Source organism: Kibdelosporangium persicum, from assembly GCF_013280595.1.
In the GTDB taxonomy this organism is placed as follows: domain Bacteria; phylum Actinomycetota; class Actinomycetes; order Mycobacteriales; family Pseudonocardiaceae; genus Kibdelosporangium; species Kibdelosporangium persicum.
Genome location: NZ_JAAATY010000003.1, coordinates 108,594 through 126,623, shown reverse-complemented (window position 1 = coordinate 126,623; position 18,030 = coordinate 108,594). Strand labels below are relative to the sequence as shown.

Sequence of the window (18,030 nt, the reverse complement as noted above, 5' to 3'; positions counted from 1 at the left end):
AGGGCCGTCGCGTTGGTGACGGCCCTCTCGGCGTTTCAGGAGCTTGGCGGCACCGTCCCGAACGGGTTGTCGATGAGGTAACGCCATCGGCCGTCCTCGCCGCGCCGGAAGATGTCGGTGGCCGTGCCGCCCATGTCGATCTCGTGGCCGTCCGGCGTCGTGCCCCGCATGGACCACTCCATCAGGACAAGGGCGACGTCGCCCGCCACGTAGATGTCCCGTGGTTCGGCCCGCATCGGCGATCCGAAGCCGAGCAGGTGTTTCTGGGCGGCCCGGCGCGCGTCACCGGTCATCGGCTGACCTGGCGCGGGGACGACGACGCCCTGCTCTTCGAACATCTCGTCGAGCGCGGCGGAGTCACCGCGATTGAACGCGTCCACAAAGGACTGAATGGTCAGTCGGACGTCATGAGCTGCTGTCATGACTCACACAGCATACCGCGACGGGCTATTCGCCCCTCACATACCCGGGCGGGCGGTGGCGGGCAAGCCTCCGCATGGTGGGGCATCGATTCAGCGGGCCGCCGGACAAAGTCTCGCCCGGGCGTTTGTTCCCGGGAACAGTACACGCGGTCCGCCTAGCCCTTCCGGGTCAATCCCGCAGGGCCGGACGGGTCAGTGCCGCGGCTTGCCCCAGGAATGCGAAATTGCTGTGACGTGGATCACAGTAGCATTCTATTTCCGGAGAACTACCGTTGGGTAACTTCGCGGCCCTGCGATCTGCCTCACGTTCACGGGAGGACTCTTGCGACGCCTCACCGGTTTAGCCGTGCCCAAATCAGGAGCCGATCCGTCATGACACTGCTTTCCATTGTCGTGCCGGTGCGCAATGAGGAGTCCCGGCTGCCTGGCACGTTGCGCGGGCTCACCGAGGCGTTGGCCGGTATCACCAGGAGCGCGGAGATTGTCGTCGTCGACAATGCCAGCACGGATCGCAGCGTCGACATTGTCCGGGCCCACCAATTGGGAGCGATCCCAATCCGTCTCGTGCACTGTGCGCAACTGGGAAAAGGCGCCGCGGTGCGGGCGGGTGTGCTGCAGTCCGACAGTCCTTACGTCGGTTTCTGCGATGCCGATCTGGCGACCGACATGGCGGCGCTGGAACCGACTCTGACGCAGCTCGGCGCGGGAGTGAACGTGGTCGTCGGGTCACGCGCGCACCCGAGCTCGATCGTCAAGGCCCGGCACAGCTTGGTGCGGCAGGCAGGCGCGTGGGTGTTCCGCCAGGTGGCGAACGGTTTTGTGCCCGGAGTGGGCGACACCCAGTGCGGCTACAAGTTCTTCGATCGCCGGACAGCCGACGCGGTGTTCCGGCCGTTGCGCACCTTCGGTTTCGCGTTCGACGTCGAGCTTCTCGCACGGGCACAGCGGATCGGCGCGGTGATCTTCGAACTGCCGGTGTGCTGGCGGGACGTGCCGGGATCGACCTTCCACCCGGTGCGGGACGGATACCGGAGTTTCTCGGCGCTGGCCCGGATGCGCTCCGTCCTCGCCGAACCGGACCATCCCGCGGCCGTGCCGGAAGCTCGTCCGGTCACCACACCGATCGCGGAGGTGGCCTGAGTGGTACCACCGCTCAACGGAGCGCGAGTGGTGTTGGTGAACTGGCGGGACCGCGGACATCCGCTCGCGGGCGGCGCCGAGGAATACGCCGCGCGAATGGCCGGCGCGATGACCGCGGCCGGCGCCTCGGTCACGTTCCTCACCGCACGCGGCAAGGGACAGACCTCGGGTGACGCGACGACGGTTCGCCGTGGCGGCCGGTGGACCGTCTACCTCTGGGCATTGTTGTGGTTGCTCCGCAACCGAAGACGCGTCGACGTCGTGGTGGACTGCCAGAACGGCATCCCGTTCTTCAGCCCGCTCGTGGTCTCCCGGCGGACCCAGGTCGTGCTGGTGATGCACCACGTGCACGACGCGCAGTTCGCCGTGCACTTCCCGCCGTGGCTGGCCAGGATCGGGCGCTGGCTGGAAGGCCCGGCCGCGCGCCGGGTCTACCGGCGCGCGACGACCGTCGCGGTGTCCGAGTCCACTGTCCGGGCGATGCGCGAACGCCTCGCCTGGCGCGGGCCGATCGTGGTGGTGCACAACGGAATGGACCAGCCAGCCGACGTCGGGCACGACCGTTCGGTGCACCCGTCGATCGTGTGCCTCGGCAGGCTGGTCACGCACAAGCGGGTCGACCGGCTGATCGACATCGCCGGCGGGATGCTGGCGGACTGGCCTTCCCTGCGGCTGCACGTGATCGGGACAGGACCCGAGGAAACGGCCCTGCGCACGGCAGCCGCCCGGTTCGGCGATGCCGTCGTGGTGCACGGATTTGTCGACGACGAGACAAAAAGCGCTCTGCTGCGGGATTCCTGGCTCAACGTGACGCTGTCCGACGGCGAAGGCTGGGGCCTGTCGGTGATCGAGGCCGCGGCGCACGGAGTACCGACCGTGTGCCGCCGGGTCGACGGCTTGTGCGATTCAGTGCGGCACGGCGAAACAGGATGGCTGGTCACCAAAACGGACGACGTGCGCGGCGCGGTGCACGACGCGCTGACCTTGCTGAGCAGGCCCCACGAGGCACGGATCGTGGCGAAGGCGTGCCGGGACTGGGCCGCCCGCTTCGACTGGACCTCAAGCGGACATCGGTTCGTGGCCGTGGTCACGGATCTGCTTTACAGTTCCCACCCGGGCCGTGCCCGCGGTCCAGCTCCCCAGGAGGACCTGTGCGACGCGCTGTGAGCCTGACCCTCATCGGGTTGGGCGTGTTCTGTATCGCCGGTGGTTTGCTGCTGCGGTTCTACGCGTACCCGGCTTTGGCGAAGATCCCCCAGAATCCGGACACCATGTCGGTCGCGCAGGGCAGTGGCGTCACCGCGCTGGTCTACGTCCCGGAGGGACCGACCGCCCGGCCGGAGATCCGCCGCGGCCTCAACCTGACGTCGAGGACCTACGTGTCTGGTGACCTGCGCGCACCGGAGTCCAAGCCCAACGGTGATGTCGTGACGTGGAACGAGGCCAGCGAGGTCCGGGACGACAGCACCAAGCTCGTGGTCAACGGCACCGTCCGCCAGCTCTGCCTTGACCGGTTCACCGCCCAGGCGGTGGCGCCGTGCTCCAACGGCTACCTGGAGAAGGAGAAGGGCAACCGGGAGAAGGCCGCGGGCGGCGCCCCGCAGTTCCCCGGCCTGAACTTCAAGTTCCCGTTCGACACCCGGAAAGAGACGTACAAGTGGTACGACCTCTCGCTGGGCACGACGATCGACGCGAAGTTCGACGGCGAGGAGGAGATCGACGGCGTCGAGGTCTACCGCTTCCGGCAGACCGCGCCCGCCACCCAGATCGACACCCGGGCCGTGCCCGGTTCCCTGATCGGCAAGCCCGAACCGACCGTGCGGGCGGGCCTGTACTACGAGGTCGACCGGACACTGTGGATCGAACCGGTCACCGGCGCGGTGATCAAGGCCAAGCAGTGGAGCAAGCAGGAACTGCGCACCCTGGACGAAGGCCCGGGGCAGGGTACGACGGTGTTCGACGGCACCATGGAGCTCACCAAGGACACCGTGGCCAAGAACGTCGCCACGGCCAAGGAGAACTCGTCCCAAATGTGGCTGCTCACCGGCCTGCCGGTGATCCTCTGGATCGTCGGCGGCGTGGCACTGCTGGTGGGAATCCTGTTGCTGGTGACCGGAAGGCAGCGGCCTAGGCATTCTTTCTGAGCACCAGCACCAGGTTCCAGGACGCCACCTCACGAAGACCGGGAACGCGCACGATCCACGCCGCCCACCACGGGTGGTAGCGGGGCAGTGCGCGTTCCAGCGTGGCGTCCGGGTGAGTGCGCGCCCAGCGCAGTGCCTGGCCGATGGACACGGCGAAAAGGCTTTCCCCGAAGGCGTTCTTGGGCTCGTGACCGGTCCTGGCCCGGAAGCGCCGCCGGGCGTAGTGCCCGCCGAAGAAGTGCCACGGCGACGTCTCATGGCCGCCCCACGGCGAGAACCACGGCGTGAACGACAGGAACACGGTGCCACCGGGCCTGGTCACCCGCACCATCTCGTCGAGCATCCTGCGCGGCTTGTCCACGTGTTCCAGCACGTTCGACGAATAGCAGACGTCCACTGAGCCGGTTCGAACAGGCAACTGCGTGCCACTGGCCCGGATCATGCCCGACGGGTGACCGCCCCGGGCGGACAGTTCGCCGACGTCCGGGTCCAGACCGAGGTACCAGGCGCCCGCGGCGCGGAACGCGTCGGCGAAATACCCAGGCCCGCCACCGACATCCAGCAGGGTGCGCCCGTCAAGCGGGGCGAACTCGCCGACCTGCCGGACCGAATCGCCGGCCAGCAGCCGGTAGAACGTGTCGCGATCGGTCTGTTCGTCGCGGAATGCCTTGAACAGGCGGACAGAACGGTCCAGCGTCGCGGTGCGGGACACGCTACTTGGTGCCGTAGTTGACAACGCCGCCGGTGTTGTTCGGTGCGGGCGCGTTCTCGAACTGGATGTTGCTGTCCGGCTTGGTGTTCTCCACCAGGACGTACACTCCGCCGGTGGCGAGGCCAAGGCCGGCGACCACGACAATGATCGCAGCGATCAGTGTGCTCACGCGTTCACTCCTCGGCTGTTCGTGACCGGCTTCGCCGAATGAATCTACCGGCTGGTAACACAAGCCACAATAGCGCGCCGCCGATCATGGCCAGAACCACGCAATCCGCTGCCACCACGGGCAAAGCCGGCGCGCCTGCCGGGGACCGCGCGATCATTCCCGGCACCCGGTACAGGCTCAGCCACGGACCGGTGTACTCGAGCCGCAGCCGCTCGAGCACGGCCGGGTCGACCCGGCCCGGAGTGCGGTGTTCCACCAGGACCCACCCGATGCCGAGCGTGGCGAGGTTGCCGTTGGTCTCCACCGTCCGGCGAATCTCCGCGACGCGCCGGTCCTCACCTGCGACGGGACGGCCGTTGACCGCGACGACGTCGTCGATCACGGTGGTGCGCGGCAGAATCCTTGGCGCCGGGTCCAGTTGCGTCCGGTTGTCGTTCCACGGGAACTGCCGGAACGCCGACAACGGCAACGTCAGCACGTCGCCCGACTGCTGGTCCTCGCCGAGCAGGGAACGGACCTCCTGCCAGTCGGCGGGATACTTCACCGTCTCCAGTCGCTGGAACGCGCCCCAGGCCAGATCCGGCATGGTCAAAACGGGCATGAGCGTGGCGACGACGATCAGACCGGCCTGGTTGGACAGATACTTGCTGGCCGCCTGGACGCCCAGCGCGAACCCGGCCGCCAACGGCAAAGCCCACCACGCCACCCATTTCTGCGAGTCCCGCAGCAGCCCGGCACCAGGAATGTGCGTGACCGCCCACCGCATCACGTCATCGCCGCCCGGCAACGTCGTGAACACCGCGAGCACCACACCGGCCACCCCGAGCAGGACCAACGACAAGGTGGGCGCCAAACCCCAACGGGCCGCGAGAGAACGCAACCCCACGAACGCGACCACCAGGGAGAACAGGACAAAGACCGGAATCAGCGGCATGGCCCGGCTGTCCGGCGTGACCTCCGCGTTCCAGATGCCGCCCGTGCCGAGCACGCTCAGCACCGGGGTCGCCCAGTTCTCGGCCCGCGCGGCGAACGCGTCCACACCGTCCGGACTGGACAGTGTTCCGCCGGGCCGCAGGACGGACGGGAGAATCCACGGCAGGTTCAGCAGGACGGCGGCCGGCACGGTGATGACAAACGCTTGCTTGCCCGCACACACCACGGCCAGCACAACGGCGAGCAGGCCGCCGGTCGGCGTAATGCACGCTGGTGCGCACGCCACGATGACCTTCGCGAACGCCCGCGGCTCCGTACGCCGCATGGCCAGGGCCGCGGCGGCGACCCAGGGCAGACAGGCATACGCGACAAGCAATGCCCAATGCCCCATGAGCAACCGCTCAGCCAGATATGCACTCCACCCATACCAGACGGCCGCGACCACCCGGACGGCCTCGGACTCGGTGGGGACGAGCCTGCCCGCGCCCCAGGACCCCAGAAAGAGGATCAGAAACAGAATGACCTTCTGCAGGACGTCACCGGGAACGACGGACGTGAGCACAGCCATCACCGCGTCCGCGGGCACGGACCTGGCCACCGACGTCCCCAGGCCGAGGCTGTCGGGAACAAGCGGCTGACGCGGCGCGAAAACCATGTCGTAGTTCAGAACAAAACCGCGCCCGAGCACCGGCATGAGCACGAGGAGCGCGAGCACGGCGGACACGCCGGGCACCGCATACCGCCGCATCCCACCCACTCTCTCCAACCCGCCACTGAGGCGATCCATTATCGGCCAGGGACACGCGCCCCCAGATGTCGAACCGGCAACGAACAGCGAGGGACGAAGGCTCTCGGCGGCCTGCCCGTCGGCGGGACATCTTGCCGGAACGCTGGAAGACCAACCGGAAGCACCGCCATCGGTTGCGATGAGGCCGTTGGCGCCCGGCACAAGAAGCCATGTACGCCAGAACAGGTACCCGGCGTGCACGCGTCCCGGGAGTTATAGTCCCCGGAGTACTACCCGCCGGTAGCAAAGGGGAGTCCATGGCCAGCGGCCTGTCAGCCAGGACTCGGACGGACGCGTTGTACGTGGCCGTGGCGTTCGCGGGCACGAACATGGCGAGCTACCTGATGACGGTGATCGCGGCCCGCCTGCTGCCCCCGGCGACCTTCGGCGAATTCGGTTCCCTCACAGCGGTCCTGGTGATCGGGGCGGTGCCCGCCATGGGGCTGCAGACCGTGGTCGCCCTCAAGGTCGCCAAACACCCGGAGCAGGACCGGGGCCGGCTCGTCACGCTGGGCCTGCTGACCAGCGGCACCATCGCGGCAACCGCGCTCGCCGCCTCGCCCCTGCTGATGGCCCTGTTGCACATCACCACCCCGTGGACGGTCATCTTCCTGGCCTTGGCACTGGCACCGATCACCCTCGTCGGACTCTGCTACGGAATCCTGCAGGGCACCGAACGGTTCGGCCTGATGGCCAGGCTGATCGCGCTCGAAGGCGTCGGCCGCGTCGGCGGGACCCTCACCGGCCTGGTCGTCTTCCGCACCCCGGCGGGAGCCTTCGCGGGGGCCGCGATCGGGGCGTCCACGGTGGCCCTCTCGGGCTGGCTGATCTGCGGCAGGCCGCTGCCGGGCCGCCGGGGAACCGGTCACGTCACCGAAGTCCTGCACGCGGTCCAGGCCCTGCTGGCCCTGGTGCTCCTGGTGAACCTGGACCTGGTGCTGGCGCGGCACAGCCTCCCGGCCCACCAGGCAGGTGAGTACGCGGTCGGCTCAGTCGTCACGAAGATCGCCTACTGGCTGCCGTACGCGATCGCGGTCGTCGTCCTGCCGAAGCTGGCCGACGAGGAAGTCCGGCGCAGGCTGGTGCCCAAGGCCCTGGCGATCGTCGCCGCGGTCGACTCCCTGGTCGTGATCGGCTGCGCCGTCCTAGGACCGACGGTCGTGGCGTTGATCGGGGGAGCGGCGTACGCCTCCAGCTCCATTCCCGTGTGGCCGTTCGCGTTGGTCGGGTCGTTGCTCTCGTTGGTGCAGCTCCTGCTGTACTCCCGCATCGCCAGCGCGGACCGGCGGTCGACCCTGCTGACGTGGCTGGCCGTGGCCACCGAGATCACGGTGGTGCTGGGGTGGTGGCACGGGTCGCTGACGCAGGTCGTCTCGGGCGCCGTTGCCGCGACCGCCGCCCTGGCCTGCTTCGGTGCCCTCATCGAGTTCCGGGCGCGGATCGAACCAGTCGACACACGCTGACACCACGGTCGCCAGCGACACCAGGATCGCCGCCTGCGCGACGGGTCCGTACGCCCACGCCTGGCCCTCGCCCTGCAACCGGCCGATGACCGAGACGACCGTCGCCACCGCCATGCCGCCGACAGCGAGAATTCCGGAGACCAGCACCTTACGCCGGAACACCGCCTGCACCAGCAGGCTGGCGATGAGCAGGACCACCGCGAGAATCCCGCCCAGCGCGGCCAGCAACACCACGAGTGTCACCGCGACCCACTGTTCGCCGCCCGGCTCGGTGCTGATCCGCACCCGGCGCCGCACCGGCAGGACCGTGATCACCAGCAGCAGGCCCGCCGCCACGGCGCCGATCAGTAACCGTTGCCGGTAGGGCACGTCCGGCTCGAACCGCAGGCTGACCGTCGCCTCGGCGCCCGCCGGGAGAACCCATGCCTGTTGCCAGCCGTCGATCCGCGTACGGGCGAGCGGCTTGCCGTCCACTGTGGCCACCCAGCCGTCGTTCGCGTTCTCCGGGACGCTGATCACCGCGGTCTCACCCGCGCCGACCCGCAGTTCCCGCTGGGTGACGTTCCATTCGACGACGTCCACCGGCCGTTGCCGGGCGGCCGGGGCCGCGGGAGTGTTCGGCAACAGCCGGACGTCCTGCACCACGAAGGATTCCGACCGTTCCGTGCGCAGCTCATGGTCCCGCGCGGGCAGATCGATACCCTCGGCGAGATCGCGGCACGTGCCCAACGCCAGCGGCCGGTGGTTGACGATGTCCGACAGCGTCCCGGAAACCGTTGTCTGGTAAGTGGTTCCGTCGACGGTGACCGGCGGGCCGAAGCCGCACGGCACGGTGAACCGGGTGTCCTGCGGGATCGGCGGAAACACGCCCTCCGCGCCGGTGATCTTGACCTCGCTGATGCCCGCGGGACCCGGCACCCGGCCGGCCGGGGCTTCGGTCCTGGTGATCTGGACGGTCAGCCGGTCGGTGGTCACCGGGGCGAACGTCACCGAGCCGTCCGAGAAGACCTGTGCCGTGCGGTTGCCCGCCGGTGTCCTGACCACCACCTCGGCCGGCCGGGAAGCGCCCGACGTGGCCGAGGTCGTCAGCCGGAGCCCGGTGACAGTCCTGGCACCCTGCCAGGCCAGTTGCAGCGTCGGTGTCTCGTCGGTGTAGTCGGCGATCCACGTCGTCCCCGCGTTGCCGTCGACCGCGGCGAGCGGCGCTGCGGCCGGGTCACCGGCCAGCTGGGTGGATCCGGTGGCCGCCGAGGCGATCGGGATCTTCCCGCCGGCCGCGGGCAGGACTGTCCCTTCGAGACGATAGTTGCCCGCCTCGCGCGTACGGAACAGCCGATGGATGCCGTCCGGCTCCTCACCGAGCCTGGTCAGCGCAGAATCGCAGCGCTGTTCCCGTTGCATCGCGGCACAGGCGTAACGCGGCTGAGGCCCCCGGGTGAACACGAAACTGGCTCGCTGGCCGGGATTCGGCGCGAAGTCCGTCGGCACCTGCAAGGCGCGCTGCGCGGTCACCCCGGGCACGGCGAGTTCGGCGATACCGACACCGCCGGTGTCCCGGCCGGCCGCCACCGACAGCACCGTCACCCGCACCTTGCTGGTCAGCCCCGGCGCCACGGTGAACTTCTGCGGCGCACCGCCCCGGGCCACGTCGTGGTCCCGCGACCCCGAATCCGTCGCGATCCGGATCCGCGCGACCGGCCAGCCGACCCGTTCGTCGTCCACGATCCGCATCTCCACCTGCTCGACCACGCGAGGCGTGTCGAGGTCGACCTCCAGCCATTGCCCGGCCGGGCCGAAGATCGTCGAGGACTGCCAGGCGGAGTACGGATCACCGTCGACCGCGGCGAACGGCATCGACGACGGGTCCGACGGGCGGACCGAGTCCGCGTAACCGGCCGAAGTGGACGCTGTCACCCCGCGGATACCGCGGTACGCCGCGACTGTCTGATGCTCCAGACCATGGAACGGCAGGATGTCGGTCGCCGGCCGGCTCTGCCGCGGTTCCTCATCCGCGGCCAGCGTCTGGCTCAGGTTGTCCCGCGCCCGGCCGACGTTGCGCTCCCGGTGCCGCAGCCCGTCGGTCACCAACCAGTCCTGGCCGGTCGGTGCGGTGCTGTCACCGGCCAGCACGGTCGGCCGGTCCCGCGCCAGCACACCGGAATCCAGCAGCGGCAACAACGACTCCGGGCCGCCGCTCACGGTCGCGACATCGGTCAGGTTGGTCGCCACCGCCCGCGCGACCGGCCGCTTGACCTCGTAGATCTCGATCGCCTTGCCCGGCGGCGCGTCCAGGTCCACCGAGGCCACACCGGCCTGGTCACGCGCGGCGACGTCCGGGCCGAACGTCATGACGCGGTCGATCCCCGGCGAGCGGGCCAGCGCGTCGCGCATCATCGTGACCGGCGGCGCGCCCGTGGCCGCCCGGTCGATGTCGTTGCGCAGCAACAGGAATCTGTGCCCAGACCGGGCCAGGAAGTCGGCCAGGCCCGCCGAACCGCGGCCGTCGGCCAACACGTCCTCGACCGCGTCCATGATCCGGGTGTTGCCCTCGGACCCCAACGGGATCTGGCTGCGCAACGCCCACGGTGACCGAGCGAGCGCTTGCGCGGGTTCGTCGACCGTCCTGCCCCACGTGTACTCGCCGAACCCCGTGCCGGGCACCAGAAGCGTGCGGGCCTGGGGATCGTTCTCGCCCAGCCACGTCATCGCCTGGCGCCAGTAGCCCGGCACGTCCGTCCAGCCGGGACCGGGACGGAGCGTGAAAAGCCATGCCGGCGCGGCCATCACGAGCACCAGCGCGATACCGGCGGACAGCCTGGCCCGGGCCGGCGCCCGCGCCTCGCCGAGCCGGGACACCGCGTGCATGAACGCCAGCATCAACGGCAGGCGCAACCCGGGTTCGAACTTGTGCACGTTGCGCAACGGCGCGAGCGGGCCGTCGAGCAACTGCCGGACGGTCTCGGACAACGGGCTGTCCAGCGAGCCGACGTAACCGATGGTCAGGAACGTGACCGTGGTGATCACGCCGATCGTGATGAACCGGCGTTCGGGCAGCCCTCGCCGGACCAGACCGGCCAGGCCGATCGCCGCGACCAGTCCGGTCGCCAGCATCAGCACCGGGTTGTCGACCAGCATGAAGCCCGACGGCCACCACGGACTGCCTTGCACGACGTAGGCCACCCACTGGTTGGTCCCGCGCATCGCCTGGAACAGCGACATCGGCGACGTGGTGTTCGTGGCCGATTCGACGTAGTCGACGAACGGCAGGCTGTACTGGCCGAGCAGTGTCAGCGGCAGGAACCACCAGAGCACGGCCGCCGTGACCGAACCGATCCACCAGAGCACCAGTTTGCCGTGCTGCCTCGTCCATTCCCTGGTGAGCAGCCACAAAGCGGGCAGCACCAGCACCAGGATCACGACGGCGCCGTTGATGCCGCCGATGCACAGCACGGCGAGCCCGGACAGACCGGCGGCGCGTCTGGGTGAACCGATTCGGTTCGCCTTGACCAGCGGGAGAAGCACCCACGGCAACATCGTCGGCGCGAGCATCTCCGCGGACAGCGGGCCGATCTCGGTGAGCATGCGCGGCGCGAGCGCGTACGCCACCGCACCGGTGTACTGCGCGGGCTGATTCCCGATCCTCAGCGTGCGCGCGATGGCCAGAACACCGTAGAACGCCAGGCACAGCAACAAGGCGCACCACAGCCGCTGTGCGATCCACGGCGGGACTCCGAGCAGCTGGCACGCCGCGAAGTACGGCCCCATCGGGAAGAGGTAGCCGTACGCCTGGTTCTGCAGCTCGCCGCCGGTCGCCTCCGGATTCCACAGATGCAGTGCGCGGCCGAGGAACGCGAGCGGGTCGACCGCGAGGTCGAGCTTGGTGTCGAAAGTGGTCCGGCCGGGCCGCTGCAGGAACGAGACCAGGGTGAGGCCGAGCATCACCCAGGGGGTGGGGCTCCGCAGCTTGGTCGGCACGCCGATGACATTAACCCTTGCGTACGACATATCGTGTCGACTGCCAGTGTGCCTCCGGGATGTCCTCGGTCCTGCTGTCCACGACCTCGCCGCCATGCGCGGCGATCACCGATCTGAAATGGTGCGGCGACACGGCTGTCATCCGCATGGGAGCGGGATAACGCAACACAACCCGCTGTCCCAGCGCGAGCAGCCGGTATGGGGCGAACCGCCACAACGTGCCCTTGACAGTCCACAATGGACGAGTGGTGCACTGGAGCACGCCGACGCCGCCGGAATTCAGCACACGCATGAACTCGGCCAGATACCGGTCGATCAGGTCGGCGGGCAGGTGTTGCAGCACGAGTTCGGTGTAGACCAGGTCGAAGTACCCGTCGTCGAACTGGCTCAGATCAGGGCTGTCGTTGTGCACGAACCGGCACTTCCCAGCCGTCCGGTCGAGCCTGCGGGCGGTGTCGAGCATCGGCTCGGACACGTCGACGCCCGTCACCTCGTCGGCGTACTCGGCCAGTGCCTGTGACAGCCGGCCGGCGCCGCAGCCGAAGTCCAGCACCCGTTTCCACGTGACCGGCAGGGCGAGGCGGCCGAGCCAGGCCCGCGCCCTGGCCACGTCCGCACGACCCAGGTCGAGGAACTGGTCGACGTCCCACTTGCCGCCGCGCTTGTCCGGCGCCATGTGCACCGCCCAGAGCGGATCCTGCTCGCCGAGCGTCGTCCAGTCCCGCCGTACCTCGTCGAAACTCACCCGAGCCATCCTAGAGAAGTATGAACGATTTTCAGGTTGCCTGTTATCGCAGTGGTATGCGCAGGTCAGGTGACCGGAGTGCCGATCCGGACGTCGACCACACACATCGGGTCGACCTGGGTGGCGCGGTTGATGTCGACCCGGTCGAAACTGCCGTCCACCACCAGGTAGAGCACGTGCAGGCCGTCGTCCAGCAGGACTTCGTGCGTCGTTCGGCCCAGCCGGATGGTGACCGGGCCCTTGCCGGACGTGTAGTACTCCATTCGCAGCAACCGCCTGCCGTCGACCCGCCCGCTCAGCGGGATCGTCGCGGTGTCGTAGCCGACGGCGTATCCGCACTTCGGGTACGGGCCCGGACGGCCGACCACCGCGTCACGGACGTTCTCGATCTTGCGGGGCGAGCCGTTGTCGTCCAGCAGGTACATGTGCTCGGCCGGCTGATCGAACTTCGGCGGCCCGGGCAACAGGCCGATCACCCGCGATGCCTTGCCGTCCTGGAAGAACCACGTGTTCATGATCGGGTCCGGCACGCGCGTGTCGTACAGGACGATCGACGGGTCCGCCTGCAACGCGGCCCGCGCCGTGGCCACGTACTGCCGGGACTTCTCGAACCGCAGGCCCGGGGCCAGCCACAGGTAACTGAGTGTCGCGCTGGCCCCCAGCAGGACCACCAGCAGACCGGCCGCGGCCCGTTGCAGCCGCAGTGACGAGTACGCGAAAGCCCCGCACAGCACCGTGATCGGCACGGCGTCCGCTGTGTACCGAGGGTCGTTACCAATCAGGGGACCGATTTCCGGCAGCCGGGTGACGATCACCAGCGCCAGGTCGACCACCACATAGGCGCCGAGCAGGCCCCACGCCAGCACGGCCTTCCGGCCGCCGACCAGGACGCCGCCGACAACGACCGCCACGGCGACCACGGCGGCGGCGACGCGCAGGCCCAACGGCGGTGTGGCGATCGCCGCGCCCATCGCGGGATCGGTCCAGGGCCCGCCGAACAGGCCCGGCAGGAAGACGTCCACCACGGATCGCCGGAGGAACTCCAGCATCACGTCCCCGGACGGCAGGCCTTCCTTGACCCGGCTGACCGTCAGACCCACGTACAGCCCGACGAACCCGGCAAGCAGAGCCCCGTGCGCCAGCCAGACGCGCCACGGCACACGTTCGCCGAGCAGCAACGTGAAACCGAACAGCAGCGGCAAGAACAACGCGGCCTTCTCGTAGAACGCCATGCCTGCGACTGTCCACAGCAAGGTGGTCACGACGTGCTTGGGCGCTCGTGTCCGCAGATAGGTCAGGTGCGTGTTGAACGCACCGAACATCGTCAGCAGCAACGGGAACAGCTGCACGCTGTACGCCCACCACATGGTGGAGAACAGGATCAGCGACGAGAACGTGTACATCGCGTACGGCAGCAACAAACCCCAGCGGTGCCCGAAAACCCGGACCAGCAGGCGCCACAACAGGATCGACGTCCCGGCCTGCATCAGCAACGCGGGAATCACCGCGACCGGGTAGCTCAACGGCGCCAAGGCCGTGACGAACCAGGCGAGCAGGAACATCCCGGGCGCGATGTGACCGCTGTAGTCCTGGAACAGGTAACCCGGGTCGAACGGGCCGCTCTGCCCGGCCCGGTACAGGATCACGAAGTCGTCCTGGCCGAAGTAGCCCCCGAACGTGGCGACGGCGTGCACGACGAACGGGATGGCCGCGACCAGCGCCGCGGCGATGGTCAGCGATTTGGGTATCGCCAGCGTCGGAGCCGGTCTGGTGGCGGTGGCTGTCACTGCTCCAGCAACCTGCCTAACGCGGCGTAGAACGTGTCGACGATCTTGGTCGGATCCGGCGTCGGGTACGCCTCGCCGCCGGTCGCGTGGCTGATCGTGCGCAACTCGGCCGCGTCGACGTCCGGGCCGATACCGATCGCGATGATCTGCAGCGGCCGCTTGGGGTCCTGCAGTTTGCCGAGTTCGGCGAGCAGTTGCCGCTGGTTCAGCCCGCGGCCGTCGTCGTCGTTGCGGCCGTCGGTCAGCAGCACCACCAGGTTGATCCGGCCGGGTTCCCAGTTCTGCCGCGCCGACTGGTACGCCGCGAGCAAGCTGTCGTACAGCCCGGTTCCGCCGTTGCTGATCGCCTTGACCGACCGCAGCCGCTCCAGCCCGCCGTTGGCCAGTTGCTCGCTGACCGGCCGCACGGGCAGCACTTCCTGGTAGTCCTTGTCGCCGTCGAGCTTGGTGGAGAACCGCCACAGCCCGATCTTCGTGATCGGTTTGAACAGCCTGATCCCCAGCTCCGCGGCCCGGATGGTGAGCGTCATCCGGTCCGCCCGCGCCTTGGGCACCGCGGCGGCCATCGAGCCGGACACGTCCAGCAGCACCTGGATCCGCGCGCTGCGGTTGACCGCGGCCCACTCGTTGAGCAGCTGGTCAGGGTCGTCGGGCAGGCCAGCGAGCGTGCCCTGCGGTGACCGGAACCCGGCCGCGGTCAGCACCGCGGACCCGGACGGCTCAAGCAGTTTGCCCAGGAACTGTTGGGCCACCGCGCGTTGGGCGTCCGATGTTCCCGGAAGCACCACATAGGGGTAGTCCAGCGACGGGATCGCCGGATCGGCGTACACGCCCACGAGGTTGTGCGCCTTCAACGACACCTCGGAGGTGATCGCGCCGTCCAGTTCCGGGTCGAACAGAGCCGATTGCTCCTGGACGGTGTGCTTGGTGAGCTTGCGCAGCGTCAAGGCGTAGGCACCGGCCGGATCCCGCGCGGTCTTGCTCAGCTCACCCGTCCCGACCAACGCCGCCAGCCCGACCGGGTCGACGGCGGGGTCGACGAAGGCGATCGCGGGATCACCCCGGAAGACGTCCGCCCATGTCGGCGTTTTGTCCGGCCAGCCGTACCTGCGCGCCGCGGTTTCGGTCAGGCCGACGACGATCGGCGACGAGGCCACCGAAGTCCCGCTCACCGGCAGGTTCCACTGGCCGCGTTCCTGCGCCCGCCGCAACCATAACGAGGATTCGGGCAGCCACACGTCCGGCTTCGTGATGCCCAGGGTCTCCATCGCCTTGCCGGACTCGACCGGGATCGCCTCGACCCGGTAACACGCCGACGTGTCCTGGTGGGAGACCGCTGCCAGCGACGACGCGATGTCCGGCGCCGCCGAGATCCGCAAGGTGGTGACGGTGTCACAGCTGGACGCGGCCAAGCGGGTGCGTAGGTAGTCGTAACCGAACCAGCCCGCGAGCGTCAGCACGAGCAGGACGCTCAGGATCACCACGGGCGAGCCGGACCGCCTTGCCATCCGCCTGAACCTCCCGTCGCTGGGGGCAGTTGGGCCTCAGCGTAGGCGAAAAGGCTACTGAGCGGTAATAGGCTCGTAGGGCTCGGGCTTCGTGACGACGATGCGCTTTGTCGGCGTGGTGAAGACGAGCGTGCCTGGTTCCGGTTGCCGGAGTCGCCACTTCGTCCGCTGCCGCATGAGGTTGTGCCGCTTGCAGAACATGGCGATGTTGCCAGGGCTGGTGGGGCCGCCTGTCACGTAGCTCTTGGTGTGGTCGGTCTCGCAGCGGTGGGCGGGGACGTTGCAGCCCGGTTGGCGGCAGGTACGGTCGCGCAACTGGAGGTGGCGCCGCAACGCCGGTGAGGCGAACCGGCGCCTGCTGACTTCGAGCACCTGCCCGGTGGGGTCGGTGATGAGGCGGCGCCAGGTGGCGTGCCGCGCCAGTTCGCGGGCGTGCTCCGCGGTGATCGGGCCGACGCCGCTGATCTCGCCGGGTTCACGGTTGAGGCCCAGGAGCGTGGTCATCGGCACGACGACGTGCACCGCCGCCGGTGTTCGCTCGGACTTCTTGCCGCACACCAGGTCCATGAACACGTCGGCGCGGTTGACCTTGGCTTGCCTGGCGAGCAGGTCGATGTGGTTGTAGGCCTGTTCGGCTTCGTCCGGTCGCAGGGTGACGCTCAGCTTCGCCGTGCCGTCGGGTTTGTGCCATTTGGTCACGCCCCGCCGGGCCTTGGCGAGGCGGCGGCGTTCCTCGGCGGCTTCGGGGTCGACCCGGATGACTTCGCGGTTGAGGGCGTACTTGAACTTCGTCAGGCTTTCGCGGGGTCCGCCAGCCAGGATACGTTTCTCCACTTCCGCGACCTGGTCGCCGGCCAGGTCCTTGGTGTAGTCACGCACGGCTTTGGCGCGCATGTAGTCGATCTCGCCCGCTTCCAGCGCGTTTACCGTCATCGGCAGGCGCGAGACCATATCCTGGGCTTCGGCCAGGTGCTTGGCTGTGGTCGCCGGGCTCAGGTGGAGTTCCAGCGCGACTTCTTCCGCCACGCCGTCACCGACACTGATGCCGTCGCGATCCGGTGGATGACCGGCGGCATAGCCGGCCAAGCCACGAATGTATTGCGCTTCGGCTCGGCTCCGGGCTTGGTAGAGCTCCCTGATGTGATCGAGTGCTGATTCGCTCATATGTTCAAGATAGCGGCATCTCTCTGTCGTGACGTCACTCGATCGTGTGGTGTTTTGCGTTTCTGTCGCGCTGGTTGCCCTGTGTAGGTTATGGTCCCAGCCATTGCCACAGGGCAACTTCCAGCGTCTCCCTGGTCCTTTTCAGTTCGCCAGCCGCTTCATCACGGGGTATCCGGCTTCTTTCCACGCGGCGAACCCGCCCAGCACGTCGCTGACCCTGGTCAGGCCCAGCTGGGTCATCACCTGGTGTGCGGCCAGGCTTGACGTGTAACCCTCGTTGCAGATCAGGATGATCTCCTGGTCCGGGTCTCCGTGCCGCAGTTCCTTGATGTGCCACGGGCTTGTCACGTCCAGGCGCCATTCCAGGACGTGCCTCGACACCGGGACCGCGCCGGGGATCTCGCCGAAGCGCCAGCGGTACTCGGTCGGCCTGAGGTCCACCAGGGTCGCACCTGCGCGCAGTGCCTCCGCTGCTTGTGCCGGGGTGTGGCGCACGATTGTCCGCCGTGCCTCTGCCAGCAGGCGTGCGATCGTGTTCATGATCGTGCCACGCGGAGTGCGATGGCTTCGGATTCCAGCGCGCTGGTGTCCGGTTCCGGGGTGTCACACGGTATCGCTCTCAGGTGGTGTGTTCCGGAAGGGAGCCAGCAGTAGAAGTTCATCACCTTCAGCGGTGGTGAATAGGCGTGGATCGAGACCGTCGGTTCCATTCCGACGTTGACCAGATTGTGCAGGTAGTCCGCGCCGAATGCGACCGATGTGCCTGCGTTGTGCCTTCTCGTCCGCAGTTGTGGGTGGGTGGTCGTGCCGTAGTCCTCCACCAGGGAGCCCTTGGCCACCGCGAAGGCTCCGACGCTTCCGCCGTGGTCGTGCAGGAGGGTGTCCTGGCCGATGTCCCAGCAGATCAGCCACACTTCGTGGTCTTCTTCGCGGTGCAGCCGGGTGCAATACCTGTTCGTCAGGTCGAAGTGGACTTGCGGCCGCCAGTGTTCCGGTGAATTCGCGATTCTTTCGACGATTTCTCGCAACTGCCCGACGGGCAGCACGGCGTCGCTTGTGAACTCCACGAGACATGCCCTTT

At 68.3% G+C, this 18,030-nt stretch carries 14 protein-coding genes and 1 pseudogene; 4 read left to right on the top strand and 11 right to left on the bottom strand.

Features of this window, described 5'->3' with window-relative positions; genetic code table 11:
* Positions 1-35: 35 nt before the first annotated feature.
* Positions 36-422 (bottom strand): YybH family protein, encoded by a 387-nt coding sequence (locus GC106_RS07345; RefSeq protein WP_173125816.1) that lies wholly within the window; start codon positions 420-422, stop codon positions 36-38.
* 372 nt (positions 423-794) lie between these two features.
* Here GC106_RS07345 and GC106_RS07340 point away from each other — a divergent pair, with 372 nt between their 5' ends.
* From GC106_RS07340 to pgfA, 3 genes are read left to right on the top strand one after another with little or no spacing between them, the layout of a single operon-like run.
* Positions 795-1,562, top strand: coding sequence for a glycosyltransferase (locus tag GC106_RS07340; RefSeq protein ID WP_173125814.1), 768 nt, complete (start codon positions 795-797; stop codon positions 1,560-1,562).
* Between the two features lie 27 nt (positions 1,563-1,589).
* The gene (locus GC106_RS07335) at positions 1,590-2,729 is read left to right on the top strand and encodes a glycosyltransferase family 4 protein (protein ID WP_173125812.1); all 1,140 of its coding nucleotides are present in this window, start codon (positions 1,590-1,592) and stop codon (positions 2,727-2,729) included.
* On the top strand, positions 2,714-3,706 hold the full coding sequence (pgfA, locus tag GC106_RS07330; protein WP_173125810.1) for a cell envelope lipid trafficking protein PgfA: 993 nt from the start codon (positions 2,714-2,716) through the stop codon (positions 3,704-3,706). The genes GC106_RS07335 and pgfA overlap by 16 nt, the downstream gene beginning before the upstream one ends.
* Here the strand turns inward: pgfA and GC106_RS07325 are convergent.
* The 3 genes from GC106_RS07325 to GC106_RS07315 are packed head-to-tail and all read right to left on the bottom strand — an operon-like array spanning position 3,690 to position 6,268.
* Entirely contained in the window at positions 3,690-4,418 is a 729-nt protein-coding gene (locus GC106_RS07325; protein ID WP_173125808.1) for a class I SAM-dependent methyltransferase, read from the bottom strand. The genes pgfA and GC106_RS07325 overlap by 17 nt on opposite strands.
* 1 nt (position 4,419) lies before the next feature.
* On the bottom strand, positions 4,420-4,587 hold the full coding sequence (locus GC106_RS07320; RefSeq protein WP_173125806.1) for a hypothetical protein: 168 nt from the start codon (positions 4,585-4,587) through the stop codon (positions 4,420-4,422).
* Positions 4,588-4,591: 4 nt separating this feature from the next.
* The gene (locus GC106_RS07315) at positions 4,592-6,268 is read right to left on the bottom strand and encodes an MmpA family trehalose lipid delivery protein (protein WP_173125804.1); all 1,677 of its coding nucleotides are present in this window, start codon (positions 6,266-6,268) and stop codon (positions 4,592-4,594) included.
* Between the two features lie 296 nt (positions 6,269-6,564).
* Between GC106_RS07315 and GC106_RS47575 the strand changes: the two genes are divergently transcribed.
* A complete protein-coding gene (locus GC106_RS47575) occupies positions 6,565-7,770 on the top strand; it encodes a lipopolysaccharide biosynthesis protein (protein ID WP_246365075.1) in 1,206 nt (401 codons plus the stop codon).
* 879 nt (positions 7,771-8,649) lie between these two features.
* On the opposite strand, the pseudogene GC106_RS49950 reads toward GC106_RS47575, so the two are convergent.
* From GC106_RS49950 to GC106_RS07280, 7 genes and pseudogenes are all read right to left on the bottom strand, one after another.
* Positions 8,650-11,709, bottom strand: a pseudogene (locus GC106_RS49950) (alpha-(1->3)-arabinofuranosyltransferase); the annotation flags it as partial.
* Between the two features lie 46 nt (positions 11,710-11,755).
* Positions 11,756-12,490, bottom strand: coding sequence for a class I SAM-dependent methyltransferase (locus GC106_RS07305; RefSeq protein ID WP_173125800.1), 735 nt, complete (start codon positions 12,488-12,490; stop codon positions 11,756-11,758).
* 65 nt (positions 12,491-12,555) lie between these two features.
* Positions 12,556-14,277 carry a hypothetical protein gene (locus tag GC106_RS07300; protein WP_173125798.1) on the bottom strand — a complete coding sequence of 574 codons (1,722 nt, stop codon included), beginning with the start codon at positions 14,275-14,277 and terminating at the stop codon, positions 12,556-12,558.
* Positions 14,274-15,785 (bottom strand): substrate-binding and VWA domain-containing protein, encoded by a 1,512-nt coding sequence (locus GC106_RS07295; RefSeq protein WP_173125795.1) that lies wholly within the window; start codon positions 15,783-15,785, stop codon positions 14,274-14,276. Before GC106_RS07295 ends, GC106_RS07300 begins: the two co-directional genes overlap by 4 nt.
* A gap of 54 nt (positions 15,786-15,839) precedes the next feature.
* The gene (locus GC106_RS07290; RefSeq protein ID WP_173125793.1) at positions 15,840-16,949 is read right to left on the bottom strand and encodes an HNH endonuclease signature motif containing protein; all 1,110 of its coding nucleotides are present in this window, start codon (positions 16,947-16,949) and stop codon (positions 15,840-15,842) included.
* A 141-nt stretch (positions 16,950-17,090) separates the two neighbouring features.
* On the bottom strand, positions 17,091-17,489 hold the full coding sequence (locus GC106_RS07285; RefSeq protein WP_173125791.1) for a rhodanese-like domain-containing protein: 399 nt from the start codon (positions 17,487-17,489) through the stop codon (positions 17,091-17,093).
* On the bottom strand, positions 17,486-18,016 hold the full coding sequence (locus tag GC106_RS07280) for a cysteine dioxygenase (RefSeq protein ID WP_173125789.1): 531 nt from the start codon (positions 18,014-18,016) through the stop codon (positions 17,486-17,488). The genes GC106_RS07285 and GC106_RS07280 overlap by 4 nt, the downstream gene beginning before the upstream one ends.
* Between the last annotated feature and the right edge of the window lie 14 nt (positions 18,017-18,030).